General features: G+C 71.0%; 17 protein-coding genes and 1 pseudogene. 10 read left to right on the top strand and 8 right to left on the bottom strand.

All coding sequences use genetic code 11. The annotated features are described in order from the left end of the window. A pseudogene (locus tag ACFYWQ_RS39635) lies at positions 1 to 245 on the top strand (glucose-6-phosphate isomerase); the annotation flags it as partial. A 422-nt stretch (positions 246 to 667) separates the two neighbouring features. Here ACFYWQ_RS39635 and pgl read toward each other — a convergent pair. The 5 genes from pgl to tkt are packed head-to-tail and all read right to left on the bottom strand — an operon-like array spanning position 668 to position 7,460. Further along, positions 668 to 1,450: a 6-phosphogluconolactonase gene (pgl, locus tag ACFYWQ_RS39640; protein WP_389524408.1), complete on the bottom strand. Its 783-nt coding sequence runs from the start codon at positions 1,448 to 1,450 to the stop codon at positions 668 to 670. Beyond that, positions 1,447 to 2,682, bottom strand: a complete 1,236-nt coding sequence (gene opcA / locus ACFYWQ_RS39645; protein ID WP_389524411.1) for a glucose-6-phosphate dehydrogenase assembly protein OpcA — start codon at positions 2,680 to 2,682, stop codon at positions 1,447 to 1,449. Before opcA ends, pgl begins: the two co-directional genes overlap by 4 nt. Next, positions 2,679 to 4,217, bottom strand: a complete 1,539-nt coding sequence (gene zwf, locus ACFYWQ_RS39650; protein WP_389524414.1) for a glucose-6-phosphate dehydrogenase — start codon at positions 4,215 to 4,217, stop codon at positions 2,679 to 2,681. Before zwf ends, opcA begins: the two co-directional genes overlap by 4 nt. Positions 4,218 to 4,221: 4 nt before the next feature. Next, positions 4,222 to 5,340: a transaldolase gene (gene tal / locus ACFYWQ_RS39655; RefSeq protein ID WP_389524417.1), complete on the bottom strand. Its 1,119-nt coding sequence runs from the start codon at positions 5,338 to 5,340 to the stop codon at positions 4,222 to 4,224. 32 nt (positions 5,341 to 5,372) lie between these two features. After that, on the bottom strand, positions 5,373 to 7,460 hold the full coding sequence (tkt, locus tag ACFYWQ_RS39660; protein WP_389524420.1) for a transketolase: 2,088 nt from the start codon (positions 7,458 to 7,460) through the stop codon (positions 5,373 to 5,375). A gap of 612 nt (positions 7,461 to 8,072) precedes the next feature. Here tkt and ACFYWQ_RS39665 point away from each other — a divergent pair. From ACFYWQ_RS39665 to ACFYWQ_RS39675, 3 genes are all read left to right on the top strand, one after another. After that, positions 8,073 to 9,026 carry a heme o synthase gene (locus tag ACFYWQ_RS39665; protein ID WP_389524784.1) on the top strand — a complete coding sequence of 318 codons (954 nt, stop codon included), beginning with the start codon at positions 8,073 to 8,075 and terminating at the stop codon, positions 9,024 to 9,026. A gap of 99 nt (positions 9,027 to 9,125) precedes the next feature. Further along, positions 9,126 to 9,458, top strand: a complete 333-nt coding sequence (locus tag ACFYWQ_RS39670) for a hypothetical protein (RefSeq protein ID WP_389524423.1) — start codon at positions 9,126 to 9,128, stop codon at positions 9,456 to 9,458. 92 nt (positions 9,459 to 9,550) lie between these two features. Continuing rightward, positions 9,551 to 10,660 (top strand): amidohydrolase family protein, encoded by a 1,110-nt coding sequence (locus tag ACFYWQ_RS39675; protein WP_389524426.1) that lies wholly within the window; start codon positions 9,551 to 9,553, stop codon positions 10,658 to 10,660. 180 nt (positions 10,661 to 10,840) lie between these two features. Here ACFYWQ_RS39675 and ACFYWQ_RS39680 read toward each other — a convergent pair whose 3' ends face one another. The 3 genes from ACFYWQ_RS39680 to ACFYWQ_RS39690 all read right to left on the bottom strand — a co-directional run bounded on the left by ACFYWQ_RS39680 (position 10,841) and on the right by ACFYWQ_RS39690 (position 13,627). After that, a complete protein-coding gene (locus tag ACFYWQ_RS39680; RefSeq protein ID WP_389524787.1) occupies positions 10,841 to 11,857 on the bottom strand; it encodes a heme A synthase in 1,017 nt (338 codons plus the stop codon). A gap of 79 nt (positions 11,858 to 11,936) precedes the next feature. Beyond that, a complete protein-coding gene (locus tag ACFYWQ_RS39685) occupies positions 11,937 to 12,707 on the bottom strand; it encodes an ABC transporter permease (protein WP_389524429.1) in 771 nt (256 codons plus the stop codon). Then, positions 12,704 to 13,627 carry an ABC transporter ATP-binding protein gene (locus ACFYWQ_RS39690; RefSeq protein WP_389524432.1) on the bottom strand — a complete coding sequence of 308 codons (924 nt, stop codon included), beginning with the start codon at positions 13,625 to 13,627 and terminating at the stop codon, positions 12,704 to 12,706. Before ACFYWQ_RS39690 ends, ACFYWQ_RS39685 begins: the two co-directional genes overlap by 4 nt. A gap of 363 nt (positions 13,628 to 13,990) precedes the next feature. Between ACFYWQ_RS39690 and ACFYWQ_RS39695 the strand changes: the two genes are divergently transcribed. The 6 genes from ACFYWQ_RS39695 (at position 13,991) to ACFYWQ_RS39720 (ending at position 19,808) form a co-directional block, all read left to right on the top strand. Beyond that, on the top strand, positions 13,991 to 14,734 hold the full coding sequence (locus tag ACFYWQ_RS39695) for a helix-turn-helix transcriptional regulator (protein WP_389524435.1): 744 nt from the start codon (positions 13,991 to 13,993) through the stop codon (positions 14,732 to 14,734). Continuing rightward, positions 14,731 to 16,152, top strand: a complete 1,422-nt coding sequence (gene sufB, locus ACFYWQ_RS39700) for a Fe-S cluster assembly protein SufB (RefSeq protein WP_389524438.1) — start codon at positions 14,731 to 14,733, stop codon at positions 16,150 to 16,152. Before ACFYWQ_RS39695 ends, sufB begins: the two co-directional genes overlap by 4 nt. Positions 16,153 to 16,245: 93 nt before the next feature. Beyond that, positions 16,246 to 17,466: a Fe-S cluster assembly protein SufD gene (gene sufD / locus ACFYWQ_RS39705; RefSeq protein WP_389524441.1), complete on the top strand. Its 1,221-nt coding sequence runs from the start codon at positions 16,246 to 16,248 to the stop codon at positions 17,464 to 17,466. After that, positions 17,463 to 17,783 carry a non-heme iron oxygenase ferredoxin subunit gene (locus ACFYWQ_RS39710; RefSeq protein ID WP_250403840.1) on the top strand — a complete coding sequence of 107 codons (321 nt, stop codon included), beginning with the start codon at positions 17,463 to 17,465 and terminating at the stop codon, positions 17,781 to 17,783. The genes sufD and ACFYWQ_RS39710 overlap by 4 nt, the downstream gene beginning before the upstream one ends. A 7-nt stretch (positions 17,784 to 17,790) precedes the next feature. Further along, positions 17,791 to 18,555 carry a Fe-S cluster assembly ATPase SufC gene (sufC, locus tag ACFYWQ_RS39715; RefSeq protein ID WP_389524445.1) on the top strand — a complete coding sequence of 255 codons (765 nt, stop codon included), beginning with the start codon at positions 17,791 to 17,793 and terminating at the stop codon, positions 18,553 to 18,555. Continuing rightward, positions 18,552 to 19,808, top strand: a complete 1,257-nt coding sequence (locus ACFYWQ_RS39720; RefSeq protein ID WP_389524448.1) for a cysteine desulfurase — start codon at positions 18,552 to 18,554, stop codon at positions 19,806 to 19,808. The genes sufC and ACFYWQ_RS39720 overlap by 4 nt, the downstream gene beginning before the upstream one ends. The last annotated feature ends 3 nt before the right edge of the window (positions 19,809 to 19,811 follow it).

Consider the following 19,811-nt stretch of genomic DNA (forward strand, 5'->3'; position numbering starts at 1 on the left):
CCGTCCTCGCCACCGAGCTGACCCCCTCGGTCCTCGGCCAGCTCGTCGCCCTCTACGAGCACAAGGTGTTCGTGCAGGGCGCCGTCTGGAACATCGACTCCTTCGACCAGTGGGGGGTGGAGCTCGGGAAGGTCCTCGCCAAGCGTGTCGAGCCCGCGCTGACCGAGGGCGCGGACGTGCCCGGCCTGGATCCCTCGACCCAGGCCCTGGTCGCCACGTACCGGGAGCTGCGCGGGCGTAGCTGAGCGGGACTCTTGTAGACGCCCCGGCGGTCATGAACACGATCGTCGGGGAGTGCAACGTGGTGCGTGCACAGGGGAGTTGGACCGACGGCAGTCTGACCGCCGGCTCCTTCCTCAAGCCCCACCGTGTGGCACGGGCGGTGTTCCACCCGGTGTGGATCCCGGCGGCGCTCGATCCGACCGTGGAACGCCTCAAACGGATCCGGGTCGTCGCCGGAGTGGTCGCGGCCTCCGTCCCGGCACCGCCCCCGCCGGCCTCGCCCGCCCCTCCGGCACCGATGCCGTCGACGGCACCCCCGTCGGTCCCGCGGCAGGGGCAGCCGTACGGCCCGTACAGCCACCCGTACGGCTCCTCCGGTCCCCACAACGGGCGGAACCCGTACGGCGGTCGACCGTACGGGTTCCGGGAGAGGGGCGGGTCTCCGTCAGGGGGACGCCGGCGGATACAGCGCCTTCGGGAGCTGGGAGGCCGCCGCCGAGTCCAGGAGCCACAGGGTGCGGGACCGGCCGCGGGCTCCCGCCGCCGGGGCCTGGATCTCGCCCGCGCCGGACAGGGCGATGGCGACCGCCTGCGCCTTGTCCTCGCCGGCCGCGAGCAGCCACACCTCACGGGCCGCCCGGATCGCCGGGAGGGTGAGGGTGACGCGGGTCGGCGGGGGCTTCGGCGCGCCGCGCACGCCGACCACCGTGCGCTCGGTCTCCCGTACGGCCGGCAGCTCCGGGAAGAGCGAGGCCACATGGGTGTCCGGGCCGACGCCCAGCATCAGGACGTCGAAGGTGGGGACGGTGCCGTGGTTCTCCGGGCCGGCCGCCCGGGCCAGTTCGTCGGCGTAGGCGGCCGCGGCCGCCTCCACGTCGGTGCCGTGGGGACCGTCGGACGCGGGCATGGCGTGCACGCGCTCGGGGTCCACCGGCACGGAGTCCAGCAGCGCCTCGCGGGCCTGCGTGACGTTGCGCTCCGGGTCGCCCCCGGGCAGGAAGCGCTCGTCACCCCACCACAGGTCGAGCCGGGCCCAGTCGACGGCGTCCCGGGCGGGAGCGGACGCCAGCGCGGCCAGCAGGCCGTTGCCGTTGCGGCCACCGGTGAGGACCACGGACGCGTGGCCCTGGGAGGCCTGCGCGTCCACGATCTTCGTGATCAGGCGGGCCGCGGCGGCCTGTGCCATCAGTTCCTTGTCGCGGTGCACGACGAGCTGCGGAACACTCACTTCGCCGCCGCCCTCTTCGTCGGCACCTTGCGGGCGGTCTTCTTCGCCGCCTGCTTGGCGGGCGCCTTCGCGGCCTCCTCGACGGGAGTCCCGACGGCGACCGGCTCACCCGACGCCACCGGTTCCCCGCCCGAGGCGGCAGACTCCGCACCCGAGGCGGCAGACTCCGCACCCGAGGCGGCAGACTCCGCACCCGAGGCGGCAGGCTCCCCATCCGAGGCGGCAGGCTCCTCACCGGCAGCGGCAGGCTCGCCGGCCGGTGCCGCCGACTCCTCGGCCACGGCCCCGGCGTCCGGCGCGGACGTTCCCGCGTTCAGCCGCTCCACCCCGAACCGCAGCGTGGCGGCGTACGTGTCGTCCGGGTCGAGCCGGCGCAGTTCCTCCGCGATCAGCTCGGCCGTGTCCCGGCGCTTGAGCGCCACCGCACGGTCGGGCTGGCCCTCGATGGACAGCGTGGCCAGCGAGCCGTCGGCCCGGTCCAGCGCGATCGGGCCGCAGTCGGTGGCCATGCGCACCGCCGTGAGACCCGGCCCGCCGGACAGCGAGCGCTGGACGGGGACGCCCAGCCGGTCGCCGAGCCACATCGCGAGCAGCTCGCAGCTCGGGTTGAACTCCTCGCCCTCCACCTCGACCGCCTCCACCGTGCAGGTGACCTGGTCCAGGGCCGCGGCCAGCATCGAGCGCCAGGGCGTGATGCGGGTCCACGACAGGTCGGTGTCGCCCGGGGTGTAGCGCTCGGCGCGGGCCACCAGGTCCCGTACCGGCTGCTCGGCGGCGTAGGTGTCGGTGACACGGCGCTGGGCCAGTGCGCCGAGGGGGTCCTGGGCCGGGTCGAGGGGCGCGTTCACCGGCCACCAGACGACGACGGGCGCGTCGGGCAGCAGCAGCGGCAGCACCACCGACTGCGCGTGGTCGGCCACCTCGCCGTACAGCCGCAGGACGACCGTCTCGCCGGTGCCCGCGTCGGCACCCACCCGCACCTCGGCGTCGAGCCGGGACTTCGTGCGGTCACGGGGCGAGCGGGAGACCCGCTTGATGACCACCAGCGTGCGCGAGGGGTGCTCGCGCGACGCGTCGTTGGCGGCCTTGAGCGCGTCGTAGGCGTTCTCCTCGTCCGTGACGATGACCAGAGTGAGCACCATGCCCACGGCCGGTGTGCCGATCGCCCGGCGGCCCTTCACCAGCGCCTTGTTGATCTTGCTGGCCGTGGTGTCCGTGAGGTCTATCTTCATGGCCGGCGCCAGCTCCGTCCGTCTCGTTCGAGCATCTCGTCCGCCTCGACGGGTCCCCAGGTGCCGGCCTGGTACTGGGCCGGAGTGCCGTTGGCGTCCCAGTACTCCTCGATCGGGTCGAGGATCTTCCAGGACAGCTCGACCTCCTCCGTGCGCGGGAAGAGGTTGGAGTCGCCGAGGAGCACGTCCAGGATCAGCCGCTCGTACGCCTCCGGCGAGGACTCGGTGAACGACTCGCCGTAGGCGAAGTCCATCGACACGTCCCGGATCTCCATGGAGGTGCCCGGCACCTTGGAGCCGAAGCGGACGGTGACGCCCTCGTCGGGCTGGACGCGGATGACGATCGCGTTCGACCCGAGTTCCTCGGTGGCCGTGGTGTCGAAGGGGGAGTGCGGGGCCCGCTGGAAGACGACCGCGATCTCGGTGACGCGGCGGCCCAGGCGCTTGCCGGTGCGCAGGTAGAACGGGACGCCCGCCCAGCGGCGGTTGTCGATGTTCAGCTTGATCGCGGCGTAGGTGTCGGTCTTCGACTTCGCGTCGATGCCCTCCTCCTGGAGGTAGCCGATGACCTTCTCGCCGCCCTGCCAGCCGGCCGCGTACTGGCCGCGCACGGTGTCCGCACCGAGGTCCCGGGGCAGCTTCACCGCGCCGAGCACCTTGGTCTTCTCCGCGGCGAGCGCGTCCGCGTCGAAGGAGGCGGGCTCCTCCATCGCGGTGAGCGCCATCAGCTGGAGCAGGTGGTTCTGGATGACGTCACGGGCGGCGCCGATGCCGTCGTAGTACCCGGCCCGGCCGCCGATGCCGATGTCCTCGGCCATGGTGATCTGCACGTGGTCCACGAAGGACCGGTTCCAGATCGGTTCGAACATCGTGTTGGCGAAGCGCAGCGCCAGGATGTTCTGGACGGTCTCCTTGCCCAGGTAGTGGTCGATGCGGAAGACCTGGTCCGGGGCGAAGACCTCGTGCACGATCGCGTTGAGCTCCTCGGCCGACTCCAGGTCGTGGCCGAACGGCTTCTCGATGACCGCGCGCCGCCAGGAGCCGTCCTTCTGGTCGGCGAGGCCGTGCTTCTTCAGCTGCTGGATGACCACCGGGAAGGACCGCGGCGGCACGGACAGGTAGAAGGCGAAGTTGCCTCCCGTGCCCTGCGCCTTGTCGAGCTCCTCGATGGTGCCGCGCAGCCGCTCGAAGGCGTCGTCGTCGTCGAAGGTGCCCTGGACGAAGCGCATGCCCTGGATGAGCTGCTGCCAGACCTCCTCGCGGAACGGCGTGCGGGCGTGCGCCTTGACGGCGTCGTGCACCTCGGCCGCGAAGTCCTCGTGCTCCCACTCGCGGCGGGCGAAGCCCACCAGGGAGAAGCCCGGCGGCAGCAGACCCCGGTTGGCGAGGTCGTACACGGCCGGCATCAGCTTCTTGCGGGAGAGGTCCCCCGTGACGCCGAAGATGACCAGGCCCGACGGCCCCGCGATGCGCGGGAGCCGTCGGTCCGCGGGGTCACGGAGCGGGTTCGCCCCGGAACCGGAATGAGGGGACAAATCCTCAGCCCTCCGAAGGGGCGAGGCGCTCCAGCTCCGCCTCGGTCGACTTGAGCAGGTCGTTCCAGGACGCCTCGAACTTGTCGACGCCCTCGTCCTCGAGCAGCTGCACGACCTCGTCGTAGGAGATGCCGAGCTTCTCCACGGCGTCGAGGTCGGCGCGGGCCTGCTCGTAGGTGCCGGCGATGGTGTTGCCGGTGATCTCGCCGTGGTCCTCGGTGGCGGCCAGCGTCGCCTCCGGCATGGTGTTCACCGTGTTCGGCGCCACCAGCTCGTCCACGTACAGCGTGTCCTTGTACGCCGGGTCCTTCACACCGGTGGAGGCCCACAGCGGACGCTGCTTGTTGGCGCCCGCCTGCTCCAGCGCGCTCCAGCGGTCGGAGGCGAAGACCTCCTCGTAGGCCTGGTAGGCGAGCCGGGCGTTGGCGACGCCGGCCTTGCCGCGGGCGGCCTTGGCCTCGTCGGTGCCGAGCGCGTCGAGGCGCTTGTCGATCTCGGTGTCCACGCGGGACACGAAGAAGGACGCCACGGAGTGGATCTTCGACAGGTCCAGGCCGCGCTCCTTGGCCTTCTCCAGGCCGGCCAGGTAGGCGTCCATGACCTGGCGGTAGCGCTCCAGGGAGAAGATCAGCGTGACGTTGACGCTGATGCCGAGGCCGATGACCTCGGTGATGGCCGGCAGGCCGCCCAGGGTCGCCGGGATCTTGATCAGCGTGTTGGGCCGGTCGACCAGCCAGGCCAGCTGCTTGGCCTCGGCGACGGTCGGCTTGGTGTGGTGGGCCAGGCGCGGGTCGACCTCGATCGACACCCGGCCGTCCTGGCCGCCGGTGGCGTCGAAGACCGGGCGCAGGATGTCGGCGGCGTCGCGGACGTCCGCCGTCGTGATCATGCGGATGGCCTCTTCGACGGTGACCTTGCGGGCGGCGAGGTCCGACAGCTGCTGGTCGTAGCCGTCGCCCTGGGAGATCGCCTTCTGGAAGATCGACGGGTTGGTGGTGACGCCCACGACGTGCTGCTGGTCGATCAGCTCGGCGAGGTTGCCGGACGTGATCCGCTTGCGCGACAGGTCGTCCAGCCAGATCGCGACGCCTTCCTCGGAGAGGCGCTTGAGTGCGTCTGTCATGGATTACATCTCCTACAGGTCGTGTGTGAGCGTCAGCGCTGGGCGGCCGCGAGCGATTCCCGGGCCTGGGCGGCCACGTTCTCGGCGGTGAAGCCGTACTCGCGGAAGAGGACCTTGCCGTCGGCAGAGGCACCGAAGTGCTCCAGGGAGACGATGCGGCCGGCGTCCCCGGTGTACTTGTGCCAGGTCAGTCCGATGCCCGCCTCGACGGCGACACGGGCCTTCACGGACGGCGGCAGCACGCTGTCCCGGTACCCCTGGTCCTGCTCCTCGAACCACTCGACGGACGGCATCGACACGACCCGCGTCGGCACCCCGTCGGCCTCCAGCCGCTCGCGCGCCTCGACGGCGACGTGCACCTCGGAGCCGGTCGCGATCAGGACCACCTCGGGGGTCCCGGTGGACGCCTCGAACAGCACGTACCCACCGCGCGCGGCGTCCTCGTTCGGCTCGTAGACCGGCACGCCCTGGCGGGTCAGCGCGAGGCCGTGCGGGGCGCCCTTGCCGAACTCCTTCGTCCAGCGGCGCAGGATCTCGCGCCAGGCGATGGCGGTCTCGTTGGCGTCGGCCGGGCGGACCACGTTCAGGCCCGGGATGGCGCGCAGGGAGGCCAGGTGCTCCACCGGCTGGTGGGTGGGGCCGTCCTCGCCCAGGCCGATGGAGTCGTGGGTCCACACGTAGGTCACCGGCAGGTGCATCAGCGCCGACAGGCGCACGGCGTTGCGCATGTAGTCGGAGAACACCAGGAAGGTGCCGCCGTAGATGCGGGTGTTGCCGTGCAGGGCGATGCCGTTCATCTCCGCGGCCATGGAGTGCTCGCGGATGCCGTAGTGGACCGTGCGGCCGTACGGGTTCGCCTCGGGCAGCGGGTTGCCGGCCGGGAGGAACGACGACGTCTTGTCGATCGTGGTGTTGTTCGAACCGGCGAGGTCGGCGGAGCCGCCCCACAGCTCGGGGATGACCGCGCCGAGCGCCTGGAGGACCTTGCCGGACGCGGCGCGGGTGGCGACGGCCTTGCCGGGCTCGAAGACCGGGAGCTTCTCCTCCCAGCCGGCCGGCAGCTCGCCCGCGGCGATCCGCTCGAAGTCGGCGGCGCGCTCGGGGTTGTTGTCGCGCCACTGCTGGAACGACTTCTCCCAGACCGCGCGGGCCGCCTGGCCGCGCTCCAGGGCCTTGCGGGTGTGGGTGATGACCTCGTCGGTGACCTCGAAGGTCTGCTCCGGGTCGAAGCCCAGGACACGCTTGGTGGCGGCGACCTCGTCGTCGCCCAGGGCGGAGCCGTGGGCGGCCTCGGTGTTCTGCGCGTTCGGCGCCGGCCAGGCGATGATCGAGCGCATCGCGATGAACGACGGCCGGTCGGTGACCGCCTTGGCGGCCTCGATCGCGTCGTAGAGGGCGTGCGGGTCCAGGTCGCCGTCCGGCTTCGGCGCGACGCGCTGGACGTGCCAGCCGTAGGCCTCGTACCGCTTGACGGTGTCCTCGGAGACGGCCGTCTCGGTGTCGCCCTCGATCGAGATGTGGTTGTCGTCCCACAGCAGGACCAGGTTGCCGAGCTTCTGGTGGCCGGCGAGGGAGGACGCCTCGGCGGAGATGCCCTCCTGGAGGCAGCCGTCACCGGCGATGCAGTAGACGAAGTGGTCGAACGGGGACTCGCCCTCGGCGGCCTCCGGGTCGAACAGACCGCGCTCGTAGCGGGCGGCCATCGCCATGCCGACGGCGTTGGCGACACCCTGGCCCAGCGGGCCGGTCGTCGTCTCCACACCCGTGGTGTGCCCGTACTCCGGGTGGCCCGGGGTCTTCGAGCCCCAGGTGCGGAACGACTTCAGGTCGTCCAGCTCCAGGCCGAAACCGGCCAGGTACAGCTGGGTGTAGAGGGTCAGGGACGAGTGGCCCGCGGACAGCACGAAACGGTCGCGGCCGACCCAGTCGGCGTCCGCCGGGTCGTGCCGCATCACCTTCTGGAAGAGCGTGTACGCGGCCGGCGCCAGGCTCATCGCCGTACCGGGATGGCCGTTGCCGACCTTCTGTACGGCATCGGCGGCCAGGACACGCGCGGTGTCCACGGCCCGCTGGTCCAACTCGGTCCACTCGAGGTCTGTGGTGGTCGGCTTGGTGCTCACCCTGGGTCAGGGCTCCTCTCCACATGTCGAATACCGGCTGCTTCGGGCGCGCGCCCACCGGCTGCCGGTGCACTGGGTGCCCACCGGCCGCTGTCGAGCCTACCCCCGTGAGGACGTGCGTTTTTTCGAGTCATTCCAGACTGCCGGGCCGCATCGCGATCCGCCTCCCGACCGGCCGGAAGCGCATTCGGCACATGAATACGGAGCCGCTCATCTGACTGCTCAATCGAGCCTCCGGGCGACCGATGAGCGGGCCGGTCGCGCGCCCCGCGGACACCCTGCGCACACGCCCGGTGACATCCCTGTCCGTGGTGCCGGAACGCCCCCGTCCGTGGTGCCGGAGCACCCCTGTCCGCGGTGTCGGAACACCCCCGTCCGCGGTGCCGGAGCACCCCCGGGCGGCCCCGGCGCACCCCGGGCGTTCCCGGGGATCCCCGCGACCCCACCCCGGGCGGCCCCGGGGACCCCGGTGACCACACCCCCGGGTGGCCTCTCCCAACACGACCCCACCCCCGCGAAGAGCGGGGTATGGGCAACGTCTACAGTGGCGTGGTACGCGCGAGCTTTACCGGGACTTCACACGGGGGGCTTGCTGGGATGTCTCTGTCAGGGGTGTGCGTGACGGCCGTTGAATCCCGTCCAGCGGGGGTTATCGGGACGAGCCAGAGCCCGAGTCGGCGGCCGGTCGGGGCCCGGGTCAAGGCGTTCGTGGCGCTGACCAAGCCACGGATCATCGAGCTGCTGCTGATCACCACCGTTCCGGTGATGTTCCTGGCGCAGCGGGGTGTGCCGGACCTGAAGCTGGTCCTGCTCACCTCCATCGGCGGCTACCTGTCCGCGGGCGGCGCCAACGCGCTCAACATGTACATCGACCGTGACATCGACGCGCTCATGGACCGCACCTCCCAGCGTCCGCTGGTGACCGGCATGGTCAGCCCGCGCGAGTGCCTCGCCTTCGGCATCACCCTCGCGGTCGTCTCGACGCTCCTGTTCGGCCTCACCGTCAACTGGCTGTCCGCCTGGCTCGCCCTCGGGGCGCTCCTCTTCTACGTCGTCGTCTACACGATGCTCCTCAAGCGCCGTACCGCGCAGAACATCGTGTGGGGCGGCATCGCGGGCTGCATGCCGGTGCTGATCGGCTGGTCGTCCGTGACGAACTCGCTGTCGTGGGCCCCGGTCGTCCTCTTCGCGGTCATCTTCTTCTGGACCCCGCCGCACTACTGGCCGCTGTCCATGAAGGTGAAGGAGGACTACGCGCGCGTGGGCGTGCCGATGCTGCCGGTCATCGCCTCCAACAAGGTGGTCGCCCGGCAGATCGTGATCTACAGCTGGGTCATGGTCGGCGTGTCGCTGCTGCTCACCCCGCTCGGCTACACCGGCTGGTTCTACACGGCGGTCGCGCTCGCGGCCGGCGGCTGGTGGCTGTGGGAGGCGCACGCCCTCCAGAACCGCGCGCGGGCGCAGGCCACGGGCGCGAAGCTGAAGGAGATGCGTCTCTTCCACTGGTCCATCACCTACGTCTCGCTGCTGTTCGTGGCGGTGGCGGTCGACCCGTTCCTGCGCTGACCCCTCGACATCATGTACGGCCGGACGGCCGGGGTGGGTGGCCAAGGCCACCCACCCCGGCCGTCGCCGTTCGGTCTACCCGTCGGTAGCATCCTGGCCATGGCAGACACCAAGCAGGTTGAGGCGAAGGACGGCCGCGAGGTCGCCCGGCTCGCCAAGCGGATCGGCGCCTTCTCCACGGCGCACGGCGGGGCCGAGGGCCAGATCGCCTACCTCGGGGAGCGCGGCGCCCGGATCGTGCTGGTCGGCGAGGACGGCGGCTGGGGCGACCTGGTGGCGACCTCGGTCGAGACCGCCCGCAAGGCCGTCGAGAAGGCCGGGATCACCGTGCACGAGACGTTCGACGGCGAGTTCGCGGCCAAGGTGCGCACCGGGCCGTACGAGTGGACGCGCATGGCCGGGATCCAGGTCGGCGGCCCGTCCAACACCTGAGCACCCTCCGGCCAACACCTGACGCCGGGTTCACCCGTTAGGCCGTGTGAGGAGCACGCCGAACACACGGTCCAGCCGTCGGGGAGTCCCGGATGATCGAAACGCCGTCCCTGGTGGACCAGTACTGCCACGGCGTCCTGAGAACGGAGCTGGGCCTCGGCACCTTCGAGGCCCAGCTGGCCCGCACCGCGGGCCCGCCCGCCCCGGGCACCACCCTCTTCGACACCCAGACGGGCTTCGCGGTACGCCGCTGGTGCCCCCCGCTCCTCGGCCTGGAGCCGCACTGCCCGCCCGCCCGCTACCTCGCCCGGCGTCGTGAGATCGGCGTACTGGAGGCGGGCCGCCGGCTGCTGCGCGGCAGCGGCATCACGACCTACCTGGTCGACACCGGGCTGCCCGGCGACCTCACGGGCCCCGACGAGATCGCCTCCGCGGGCGGTGCGCAGGCCCGCGAGATCGTGCGCCTGGAGCTCCTCGCCGAGCAGGTCGCCGACACCTCCGGCACCGTCGAGTCCTTCCTCGCCAACCTCGCCGAGGCCGTGCACACCGCCGCCGCGCACGCCGTCGCCTTCACCTCCGTGGCCGGCGTCCGGCACGGCCTGGCGCTCGCGCCGGAGCCGCCCGGGCCGGGGGAGGTGCGGGGCGCGGCGGGACGCTGGCTGGCCGCACGCCGGGTCGGCGGGGAGCTGAGCGACCCGGTGCTGCTGCGGCACCTGCTGTGGATCGCCGTCGCCTCGGGGCTGCCGCTGCAACTGCACGCGGGGCTCGGCACGCCGGGCCCGCGCACCGACCGGACCGACCCCGTCCTCCTGACGGACTTCGTCCGTGCGACGGCCGGACTGGGCACGGACCTGGTGCTGCTGCACGGCTATCCCTACCACCGCCACGCCGCCCACCTCGCCGGCGTCTTCCCGCACGTCTACGCCGACTCCGGCGCGGCGCTCGTGCGCACCGGTGCCCGCGCGGCGGCGATCCTGGCCGAGATCCTGGAACTGGCGCCCTTCGGGAAGATCCTCTTCTCCACGGGCGCCCAGGGCCTGCCCGAACTGCACGTGGTCGGCGCCCGGCTCTTCCGCGAGGCCCTCGGCCGGGTGCTGGGCACCTGGGTCGCGGAGGGCGCCTGGTCGCCGGCGGACGCGCACCGGGTCGCGGGGCTGGTGGCGGCGGGGAACGCGCGGCGGGTGTATGCGCTGGGTGACTGAGAAACAGTCCGGTCGTCGAGACGGCAGGCGTGCGCCGCCTGCGGGGATGGTCCGTACCGGACGTACCTGATCACGCCTTGGGTGAGTTCGTACGTACCTGATCACGCCTTGGGTGAGTTCGTACTTACCCGATCACGCCTTGGGCGAGTTCGTCCCCGCCTCGCGCAGCGCACGCTCCCGTCAGCTCGAAGCGGGCTCCAGCCGGTCTCCCGGGGCGGCAGCCGGAACGTCAGGGCCGGTGTGCGAGCGTTCGCGCAACGACAGGAGCACCCGCACCACCCAGATCCACATCACGGCGGAGCCCAGCATGTGGAGGCCCACCAGGGCTTCGGGAAGGTCCGTGAAGTACTGGATGTAGCCCACCGCACCCTGGCACAGCAGGATGACGAACAGCTCGCGGGTGCGATGCAGGGTGGCCTTCGGGGCGTCGACCGCCTTGAGGACGAACCACAGGGCGAACGTCAGCGACACCACGATCCAGGCCAGCACGGCGTGCATCTTGGTGACCGTCTCCCAGTCGACCGGCATCCGCTCGACCTCGCTGGAGTCGCCCGCGTGCGGGCCCGCGCCGGTGACGACCGTGCCGACCAGGATCAGCAGCACCGAGGCCGCCACCAGGAACCACACCAGCTGCCGCACCGCCCCGCCGATCAGCGGGCGGGGTGCTCCGTCGGCGCCCTCCCCGGCACGGTGCCACATCACGGTGGCGATCGCGATCAGGGCCGACGTCGCCACGAAGTGCGCGGCGACGGTGTACGGGTTGAGGCCGACGAGGACCACGATCCCGCCCAGGACCGCGTTGCTCATCACGACCCAGAACTGCGCCCAGCCCAGTCGGGTCAGACCGCGCCGGTACGGCTTCTGCGCACGGGCGGCGATGATCGCCCAGCCGACCGCGGCGCACAGCACGTAGGTGAGCATGCGGTTGCCGAACTCGATGGCGCCGTGCAGGCCCATCTCGCTGGTCGCGGTGAGGGAGTCGGCGGTGCACTTGGGCCAGGTCGGGCAGCCGAGCCCGGACCCGGTGAGCCGCACGGCACCGCCGGTGATCACGATGATCACCGACATCACGAGCGCGGCGAGGGCCGCTCGCCGGACCGTCCGGGGGGCGGGGGTCCAGCGTTCGGCGATGAAGGCGAGGGGGTTGCGGACGGCCGCTGCGGCGTCTGCACGGGTCACGTTCGGCACGCCCTCCATCGTAGGGGGCCGCTTGTGCACGCGTTCACGAGGGGCCCCGGTGGCGTGCGGAGCGGGCTGCTCCCTTCAGGGCGGCGGGCTACTCCCAGCGGAAGAACCGCCCGGCGGCCGCCAGGCCCGCCACCGCCCACACCGTCAGTACGCCCAGGTCGCCCCACGGCATGCCGGCCCCGTGCTGGAGCACGTCGCGCAGTCCGCCGGAGAGGGCGGAGATCGGCAGCAGGCCCAGGACGTCCTGCGCGGCCGGCGGGAACTTCTCCAGCGGCACGACGACCCCGCCCCCGACCAGGAGCAGCAGGAAGACCAGGTTGGCGGCGGCCAGCGTCGCCTCCGCCCGCAGCGTGCCCGCCATCAGCAGGCCGAGCCCGGAGAAGGCGCCCGTGCCCAGGACCAGCAGGAGCAGCACGGCGAACGGGTTGCCGTGCGGGGACCAGCCCAGCGCGAAGGCGATCACCGTCAGCAGGGCGACCTGGAGGACCTCCGTGACCAGCACGGACAGCGTCTTCGCGGTCATCAGGCCCCAGCGGGGCAGCGGGGAGGACGCCAGCCGCTTCAGCACGCCGTACCGGCGTTCGAAGCCGGTGGCGATCGCCTGGCCGGTGAACGCGGTCGACATCACGGCGAGCGCGAGAATGCCGGGGGCGAGGAAGTCCACCGCCTCGCCCTCGCCCGTGTCGACGATGTCCACCGAGCTGAACAGCACCAGAAGCAGGGTCGGGATCACGACGGTGAGCAGCAGCTGCTCGCCGTTGCGCAGGAGCATCTTCGTCTCCAGCGCCGCCTGGGCGGCGATCATGCGCGGGAGAGGGGCCGCCCCGGGGGCGGGGGAGTAGGTGCCGGCGGTGGTCATGAGCGCAGCTCCTTGCCTGTGAGCTCCAAGAACACGTCCTCCAGGGTGTGCCGCTCCACCGAGATCCGGTCCGGCAGCACGCCGTGCTGCGCGCACCACGAGGTCACGGTCGCCAGCAGCTGCGGGTCGATCTTGCCGGTCACCCGGTACGAGCCCGGCGTCGGCTCGGCGGCGGTGGAGTCCGCGGGCAGGGCCTTGAGCAGCGAGCCGACGTCCAGTCCGGGGCGGCCGGTGAAGCGGAGCGTGTTCTCGGCGCCGCCGCGGCACAGCTCATCGGGGGAGCCCTGGGCGATGACCCGGCCGGCGTCGATGATCGCGACGTCGTCGGCGAGCTGCTCGGCCTCGTCCATGTAGTGGGTGGTCAGGATGACCGAGACGCCGTCGGCGCGCAGATCGCGGACCAGGTCCCAGGTGGCGCGGCGGGCCTGCGGGTCGAGGCCGGCGGTCGGCTCGTCCAGGAACACCAGCTCCGGGCGGCCGACCACGGCCATCGCCAGCGCGAGCCGCTGCTGCTGGCCGCCCGACAGCCGCCGGTAGGCGGTCCGGCCGCAGCTGCCGAGGCCGAGCCGCTCGACGAGGGCGTCCACGTCCAGGGGGCGGGCGTGCAGCCGGGCCACGTGCCGGAGCATCTCGTCGGCCCGCGCGCCCGAGTACACACCCCCCGACTGGAGCATCACGCCGATCCGGGGCCGCAGCGCGCGGGCCTGTCCCACCGGGTCGAGCCCGAGGACGCGCACGGTGCCGGAGTCCGGCGCGCGGTACCCCTCGCAGGTCTCGATCGTCGTCGTCTTGCCGGCGCCGTTCGGGCCGAGGACGGCGGTGACACCGGGCCGGGCCGTGAGGTCCAGGCCGTCCACCGCGGTCTTCGTCCCGTACCGCTTCACCAGGGCCCGTACCTCGACGACAGGCTCAGTTCGCATGGCCCCAGAGTCTAGGTACGCGGGCGGGCGCCCGGACGGGCGGGTGCCCGCTCCCCTCCCCGCGGGGAGGGCGCGCCGGGCGCCCCGCACGGGCGCGGGTGATTTCTCCGCTTTCGATCCTGCCTGTGCCGAGCTGTGCGGAGAGGGTGTCACGGGTGGCAAGTGGGCCGGTCGGAGGGGGTGTGGGCGGGGTCCGGGAGGGCCTTCGAGGAGGTGCTCGGGGAGGGGTGGGGCCGGTGCGGGTTTGATCGATCAAAGATCGTTTCCGCAGGTCAGATTAGGTATACCTAAGTGACGCAGGGCACCGTCCGCCCGTCCGGACGCGGCTTGCCTGGCTCCGATGAATTACGCAACAATGGCGTTGTGAAAAACGTCGGCGAGGCTCGGGAGACCCCCACGGGGGCCCCTCAGGAGGAGCTAGCGACCGGTGAGCGCTCCACGCGCAACCGGGTCGCGCGGTCCATCCTGGACCACGGGCCGTCGACCGTCGCCGAGCTGGCCGGACGGCTGGGACTCACCCAGGCGGCCGTACGCCGGCACCTCGACGCGCTGGCCGCCGACGATGTCGTGGAGGCCCGTGAGCAGCGGGTGTACGGAACGCGGACCCGCGGACGCCCCGCCAAGGTCTTCGTCCTCACCGACTGCGGCCGGGACGCCTTCGACCAGTCGTACGACAAGCTCGCCGCGGACGCGATGCGGTGGATCCAGCAGCGGTTCGGCGGGGACGAGGCCGTCGTCGCCTTCGCGCGCGCGAGGATCGCCGAGCAGGCCGCCGCCTACCGCGAGGCGGTCGAGGCCGCCGCGCCCGAGGAGCGCACCGAAGCGCTGGCCAAGGCCCTGAGCGTGGACGGGTACGCTGCTACGGCGCGCAGCGCGCCCCTCCCGCAAAAGGGCGAGCAGTTGTGCCAGCACCACTGCCCGGTGGCCCACGTCGCGGAGCAGTTCCCGCAGCTGTGCGAGGCGGAGACCGAGATCTTCTCCCAGCTGCTCGGAACACACGTCCAGCGGCTGGCGACCATCGCGCACGGCGACGGCGTCTGCACGACGTTCATCCCCAAGATTTCCCACAACGCATCTGCAAGCACGGCCGGGAGGAACCCCGCATGACTCTCCCCACGGAGACTGCCCACCCCGAACTCGAGGGCCTGGGCAAGTACGAATACGGCTGGGCCGACTCCGACGAAGCCGGCGCCTCTGCGAAGCGCGGTCTGAACGAGGACGTCGTCAAGGACATCTCGGCGAAGAAGTCCGAGCCGGAGTGGATGACGAAGCTCCGCCTCAAGGGTCTGCGGCTCTTCGAGAAGAAGCCCATGCCCACCTGGGGCTCGGACCTGTCGGGCATCGACTTCGACAACATCAAGTACTTCGTGCGCTCCACCGAGAAGCAGGCGGAGTCCTGGGAGGACCTGCCCGAGGACATCAAGAACACGTACGACAAGCTCGGCATCCCGGAGGCGGAGAAGCAGCGCCTCGTCGCCGGTGTCGCCGCCCAGTACGAGTCCGAGGTCGTTTACCACCAGATCCGCGAGGACCTGGAGGAGCAGGGCGTCATCTTCCTCGACACCGACACCGCCCTCAAGGAGCACCCGGAGCTCTTCAAGGAGTACTTCGGGACGGTCATCCCGGTCGGTGACAACAAGTTCGCCTCGCTGAACACCGCCGTGTGGTCGGGCGGCTCCTTCATCTACGTGCCGCCGGGCGTGCACGTCGAGATCCCGCTCCAGGCCTACTTCCGTATCAACACGGAGAACATGGGCCAGTTCGAGCGGACCCTGATCATCGTCGACGAGGGTGCCTACGTGCACTACGTCGAGGGTTGTACGGCCCCGATCTACAAGTCCGACTCGCTGCACAGCGCCGTGGTCGAGATCATCGTCAAGAAGAACGCCCGCTGCCGCTACACGACCATCCAGAACTGGTCGAACAACGTCTACAACCTGGTCACCAAGCGCGCCGTCGCCTACGAGGGCGCGACCATGGAGTGGATCGACGGCAACATCGGCTCCAAGGTGACGATGAAGTACCCGGCCGTCTACCTGATGGGCGAGCACGCCAAGGGCGAGACCCTCTCCATCGCCTTCGCGGGCGAGGGGCAGCACCAGGACGCCGGCTCCAAGATGGTCCACATGGCGCCGAACACCTCCTCCAACATCGTCTCCAAGTCGGTGGCGCGCGGCGGCGGCCGTACCTCCTACCGGGGTCTCGTCGAGATCGGCGAGGGCGCGGCCGGATCCAAGTCGAACGTGCTGTGCGACGCGCTGCTCGTCGACACCATCTCCCGCTCCGACACCTACCCCTACGTGGACGTCCGCGAGGACGACGTGTCCATGGGACACGAGGCGACCGTCTCCAAGGTCTCCGAGGACCAGCTCTTCTACCTGATGAGCCGTGGTCTGAGCGAGTTCGAGGCGATGGCGATGATCGTGCGCGGCTTCGTCGAGCCCATCGCCAAGGAGCTGCCGATGGAGTACGCGCTGGAGCTCAACCGGCTGATCGAGCTGCAGATGGAGGGCGCGGTCGGCTGACGGCCGCACAGCCCTTCCGGCAGCACCGGCCCGCCCCCTCCGGGCGGGCCGAGGATCACCCACTGACGTAGGAAAGAGAGCACAACGACAGCCATGGCTGAGGCCCAGAACTCCCCCACTCTCGGCTCCGCTCGAGCGGGGGGACCCCCACCCGTGGGGTCCACTACCGCCGGCTCGATCGCGGTCGCCGCGGAGTCGACCGTCGTCTCGCGCATGAGCGCCCCCCCGTCCTTCGACGTGGCGGACTTCCCCGTCCCGCACGGCCGTGAGGAGGAGTGGCGGTTCACCCCGCTGGAGCGCCTGCGCGGTCTGCACGACGGCACCGCCGTCGCCTCCGGCGAAGGCGTGAAGATCACGGTCGAGGCCCCCGAGGGCGTCACCGTCGAGACCGTCGGCCGCGACGACGCCCGCCTCGGCCGGGCCGGCACCCCCGTCGACCGGATCGCGGCGCAGGCCTACTCCGCCTTCGAGCAGGCCGGCGTGGTCACCGTCCCCAAGGAGACGGTGCTCACCGAGCCGGTCCGCATCGCCGTGCACGGCGAGGGCGGCACCGCCTTCGGCCACCAGATCATCGAGCTGGGCGCCTTCGCCGAGGCCGTCGTCGTCATCGACCACACCGGTGACGCCGTGCTCGCCGCCAACGTCGACTACATCCTGGGCGACGGCGCCAAGCTGACCGTCGTCTCGGTCCAGGACTGGGACGACAAGGCCGTCCACGTCGCCCAGCACAACGCCCTCATCGGCCGCGACGCCTCCTTCAAGTCCGTGGTCGTCACCTTCGGCGGCGACGTCGTCCGCCTGCACCCGCGCGTCGAGTACGCCGGCACCGGCGGCTCGGCCGAGCTCTTCGGCCTGTACTTCACCGACGCCGGCCAGCACCAGGAGCACCGCCTCCTGGTCACCCACAACACCCCGCACTGCACCTCGAACGTCGTCTACAAGGGCGCGCTCCAGGGCGAGGACGCGCACGCGGTGTGGATCGGCGACGTGCTGATCGAGGCCAAGGCCGAGGGCACCGACACGTACGAGATGAACCGCAACCTGGTCCTCACGGACGGCGCGCGCGTCGACTCGGTCCCCAACCTGGAGATCGAGACGGGCGAGATCGTCGGCGCGGGCCACGCCTCCGCCACCGGCCGCTTCGACGACGAGCAGCTCTTCTACCTGATGGCCCGCGGCATCCCGGAGCACGACGCCCGCCGCCTCGTGGTCCGCGGCTTCTTCGCCGAGCTGGTCCAGCAGATCGGTGTCCAGGACATCGAGGAGCGCCTCATCGCCAAGATCGAAGAGGAGCTGGAGGCGTCGGTCGCATGACGTCGTTCGTACGCGCCTGTGGGCTGAGCGAGCTGGAGGAGGACACCCCCAAACGGGTGGAACTCGACGGCACGCCGGTCTCGGTCGTCCGTACCGAGGGGGAGGTGTTCGCCATCCACGACATCTGCTCCCACGCGAACGTCTCGCTCTCCGAGGGCGAGGTGGAGGACTGCCAGATCGAGTGCTGGCTGCACGGCTCCGCGTTCGACCTCCGCACCGGCAAGCCGTCCGGCCTCCCCGCGACGCGCCCCGTCCCCGTATACCCCGTAAAGATCGAAGGGGACGACGTGCTCGTCTCCCTCACCCAGGAGTCCTGAGGCACCCATGGCAACGCTTGAAATCCGAGACCTGCACGTCACCGTCGAGGCAGACAACGCCACGAAGGAGATCCTCAAGGGCGTCGACCTCACCGTGAAGCAGGGCGAGACGCACGCCATCATGGGCCCCAACGGCTCCGGCAAGTCGACCCTCGCCTACTCCCTCGCGGGTCACCCGAAGTACACGATCACCGGCGGCACCGTCACCCTCGACGGCGAGGACGTCCTGGAGATGTCCGTCGACGAGCGCGCCCGCGCCGGCCTGTTCCTGGCGATGCAGTACCCCGTCGAGGTCCCCGGCGTCTCGGTCTCCAACTTCCTGCGCACCTCCGCCACCGCCATCCGCGGCGAGGCCCCCAAGCTGCGCACCTGGGTGAAGGAGGTCAAGGAGGCCATGGAGCGCCTCAACATGGACTCCTCCTTCGCCGAGCGCAACGTCAACGAGGGCTTCTCCGGCGGTGAGAAGAAGCGCCACGAGATCCTCCAGCTGGAGCTGCTCAAGCCGAAGGTCGCGATCCTCGACGAGACCGACTCCGGTCTCGACGTCGACGCCCTGCGCATCGTCTCCGAGGGCGTCAACCGCGTCCGCGAGACCGGCGAGGTCGGCACCCTGCTGATCACGCACTACACGCGCATCCTGCGCTACATCAAGCCCGACCACGTGCACGTCTTCTCCGGCGGCCGGATCGTCGAGTCCGGCGGTGCCGAGCTCGCCGACAAGCTGGAGAACGAGGGCTACGAGTCCTACTCGAAGGGTGGCGCATCCGCGTGACGCAGTTGCCGGGCCTCCTCGACACCGAGGCGATCCGCAAGGACTTCCCGATCCTGGACCGTCTGGTCCACGGCGACCGGAAGCTCGTGTACCTGGACAACGCGGCGACCTCGCAGAAGCCGCGCCAGGTGCTGGACGCCCTGAGCGAGTACTACGAGCGGTACAACGCCAACGTCCACCGCGGTGTGCATGTGCTCGCCGAGGAGGCCACGGCGCTGTACGAGGGCGCGCGTGACAAGGTCGCCGCGTTCGTCAACGCGCCCAGCCGCGACGAGGTGATCTTCACGAAGAACGCCTCGGAGTCGCTGAACCTCGTGGCGAACATGCTGGGCTGGGCCGACGAGCCCTACCGCGTGGACTCCGAGACCGAGATCGTCATCACGGAGATGGAGCACCACTCCAACATCGTGCCGTGGCAGCTGCTGTCGCAGCGCACGGGCGCGAAGCTGAAGTGGTTCGGCCTGACCGACGACGGCCGGCTCGACCTGTCGAACATCGACGAGGTCATCACCGAGAAGACGAAGATCGTCTCCTTCGTGCTGGTGTCGAACATCCTCGGTACCGTCAACCCGGTCGAGGCGATAGTCCGCCGGGCGCAGGAGGTCGGGGCCCTGGTCCTGATCGACGCGTCGCAGGCGGCACCGCACATGCCCCTCGACGTGCAGGCCCTCCAGGCCGACTTCGTGGCCTTCACCGGTCACAAGATGTGCGGCCCGACGGGCATCGGCGTCCTCTGGGGCCGCCAGGAGCTCCTGGAGGACCTGCCCCCGTTCCTCGGCGGCGGCGAGATGATCGAGACGGTGTCGATGCACTCCTCGACCTACGCCCCCGCGCCGCACAAGTTCGAGGCGGGCACCCCGCCGATCGCGCAGGCGGTCGGTCTGGGCGCGGCGATCGACTACCTGTCCTCCATCGGCATGGACAAGATCCTCGCGCACGAGCACGCGATCACCGAGTACGCGGTGCGGCGGCTGGCGGAGGTCCCGGACCTGCGCATCATCGGCCCCACCACGGCCGAGGACCGCGGCGCCGCGATCTCCTTCACGCTGGGTGACATCCACCCGCACGACGTGGGCCAGGTGCTGGACGAGCAGGGCATCGCGGTACGGGTGGGGCACCACTGCGCCCGTCCCGTCTGCCTGCGCTACGGAATTCCCGCGACCACGCGAGCGTCGTTCTATCTGTACTCCACGCCTGCCGAGATCGACGCGCTGGTCGAGGGGCTGGAGCACGTACGGAACTTCTTCGGCTGACGG

Source organism: Streptomyces sp. NPDC003247 (assembly GCF_042888135.1).
Classification (GTDB): domain Bacteria; phylum Actinomycetota; class Actinomycetes; order Streptomycetales; family Streptomycetaceae; genus Streptomyces.